The sequence below is a fragment of the Micropruina sp. genome (assembly GCF_027492755.1).
Taxonomy (GTDB): Bacteria; Actinomycetota; Actinomycetes; order Propionibacteriales; family Propionibacteriaceae; genus Micropruina.
The window spans coordinates 1-2,619 of sequence record NZ_JAPUED010000064.1 but is presented as its reverse complement, the minus strand read 5'-3'; the positions used below and the strand labels follow the sequence as shown (position 1 = coordinate 2,619).

The 2,619-nt window shown below is 67.8% G+C and carries 1 protein-coding gene; it reads left to right on the top strand.

What is annotated here, in order from left to right:
- Positions 1–228: 228 nt before the first annotated feature.
- On the top strand, positions 229–2,424 hold the full coding sequence (locus Q0066_RS04270; protein WP_298130370.1) for a polyribonucleotide nucleotidyltransferase: 2,196 nt from the start codon (positions 229–231) through the stop codon (positions 2,422–2,424).
- Positions 2,425–2,619: the final 195 nt, after the last annotated feature.

The window sequence follows — 2,619 nt, the reverse complement described above, 5'->3', positions numbered from 1 at the left end:
GGGTTTCGACAAGCTCAACCAACGGAACTCGATCACCGGGAAACAACTGAATATCCACACCACCGTCCACCGCGCGAACGCATGTGAATCGTCGGTCCTCGGTAGTGGCTCTCGGGTCGGAAAGCCCCGCGGGCCTCGATCGAAGACCGGGTTCAAGTCGCAACCTCAGTAACCAGCTGAAGGGTGGCCGTGACGCCGCAGCGGTGGTCAAACCCGAAAGGAGGTCCCGTGGAGGGACCCGATCTGCAGTACACCGAGGCCATCATCGACAACGGCGCGCACGGCAAGCACGTCGTCCGCTTCGAGTCCGGCCTGCTCGCTCGCCAGGCCAACGGCTGCGCGAGCGTCTACCTGGACGGCGACACCATGCTGCTGTCCGCCACCACCGCGTCCAACAACCCGCGTGAGGGCATCGACTTCTTCCCGCTCACCGTCGACGTCGAAGAGCGGATGTACGCCGCGGGCCGCATCCCCGGCTCGTTCTTCCGTCGCGAGGGCCGTCCCGGCGAGGCCGCCATCCTGGCCTGCCGGCTCACCGACCGTCCGCTGCGTCCCTGCTTCGTGAAGGGCCTGCGCAACGAGGTCCAGGTCGTCATCACGGTGATGGCGCTGAACCCGGACGTGCTCTACGACGTGCTGGCGATCAACGCCGGCTCGGCGTCCACCACGCTGGCCGGCCTGCCGTTCACCGGCCCGGTCGGCGGCGTCCGGGTCGCCCTGATCGGTGACACCTGGGTGGGTTTCCCGACCAACAGCCAGCTCGAGGACGCCACCTTCGACATGGTGGTGGCCGGCCGGGTGCTGGCCGACGGCGACGTCGCGATCATGATGGTCGAGGCCGAGTCGACCGAGCAGACCTGGGATCTGGTCCGCTCCGGCCGCACCGCGCCGACCGAAGAGGTCGTCGCCGCCGGGCTCGAGGCGTCCAAGCCGTTCATCAAGGCCCTGTGCGACGCGCAGGTCGAACTGGCCGCCAAGTTCCCCAAGAGCGTGGGCAACTTCCCGGTCTTCCTGGACTACCAGCCCGACGTGATGGACGCGGTCGCCGCGGCCGGCACCGAGCGGCTGCAGCAGGTGATGAGCATCGTCGGCAAGCACGAGCGGGAGACCTCCACCGAGGCACTGCTCGCCGATCTGCACACCGAGCTCGACGGCACCTTCGAGGGCCGCGAGAAGGAGATCACCGGTGCCTTCCGGGCGCTCACCAAGAAGGTCGTGCGGCGCAAGACGCTGACCGACGGCATCCGGATCGACGGCCGCGGGCCGCGCGACATCCGGACGCTGAGCGCCGAGGTCGGCGTGCTGCCGCGGGTGCACGGCTCGGCGCTGTTCATGCGCGGCGAGACCCAGATCCTGGGCGTCTCCACGCTGAACATGCTCGACATGGAGCAGAAGATCGACTCGCTGGCGCCCGAGAACACCAAGCGCTACATGCACAACTACAACTTCCCGCCCTACTCGACCGGTGAGACCGGCCGGGTCGGTTCGCCGAAGCGGCGCGAGATCGGCCACGGTGCGCTCGCCGAGCGTGCCCTGGTGCCGGTGCTGCCCAAGCGCGAGGAGTTCCCCTACGCGATCCGTCAGGTGTCCGAGGCGCTCGGCTCCAACGGCTCGACCTCGATGGGTTCGGTGTGTGCGTCCACGCTGGCGCTGCTGAACGCCGGCGTGCCGCTGAAGGCGCCGGTCGCGGGCATCGCGATGGGCCTGATGAGCGAGGAGATCGACGGGGTGACCCAGTACGTCGCGCTGACCGACATCCTGGGCGCCGAGGACGCGCTGGGCGACATGGACTTCAAGGTCGCCGGCACCCGTGACTTCGTCACCGCCCTGCAGTTGGACACCAAGCTCGACGGCATTCCCGCCGACGTGCTGGCCAGCGCCCTGCTGCAGGCCCGCGAGGCCCGGCACACGCTGCTCGACGTGATGGGCGAGGCGATCGATACCCCGGACGAGATGTCCCCGTTCGCGCCGCGGATCATCACCATCAAGATCCCGGTCGACAAGATCGGCGAGGTGATCGGCCCCAAGGGCAAGATGATCAACCAGATCCAGGACGACACCGGCGCCAACATCTCCATCGAGGACGACGGCACCATCTACATCGGTGCCGACAACGGTGAAGCCGCCGACGCCGCCCGGTCGATGATCAACGCCATCGCCAACCCGACGATGCCTGAGAAGGGTGAGCGTTACCTGGGCACGATCGTGAAGATCATGCCGTTCGGTGCGTTCGTGTCGCTGCTGCCCGGCAAGGACGGCCTGCTGCACATCTCCAAGCTGCGTTCGCTGGCCGGCGGTGGCCGTGTCGAGAACGTCGAGGACGTCGTCAGCGTGGGGCAGAAGCTTCAGGTCGAGATCTCCGAGATCGACGATCGCGGCAAGCTGTCGCTGATCCCGGTGGTCGAGGAGAAGGCCGACGCCTGATCGTCGTAGTCACTCGCGGCGCCGCATCCCGTGGGGGTGCGGCGCCGCTGGCGTCTGTCGGCGCCATCGTCATCCCGGGCTTGCCCCGGGATCTCGGACCGCCGCTGGTCGAGCTTGTCGAGACCTGGATAGCGCGTTGCTGGCAAAGGGGTCTTCGACGAGCTCAACCAGCGGCGGCGCGTTGAGCGGCAGTTC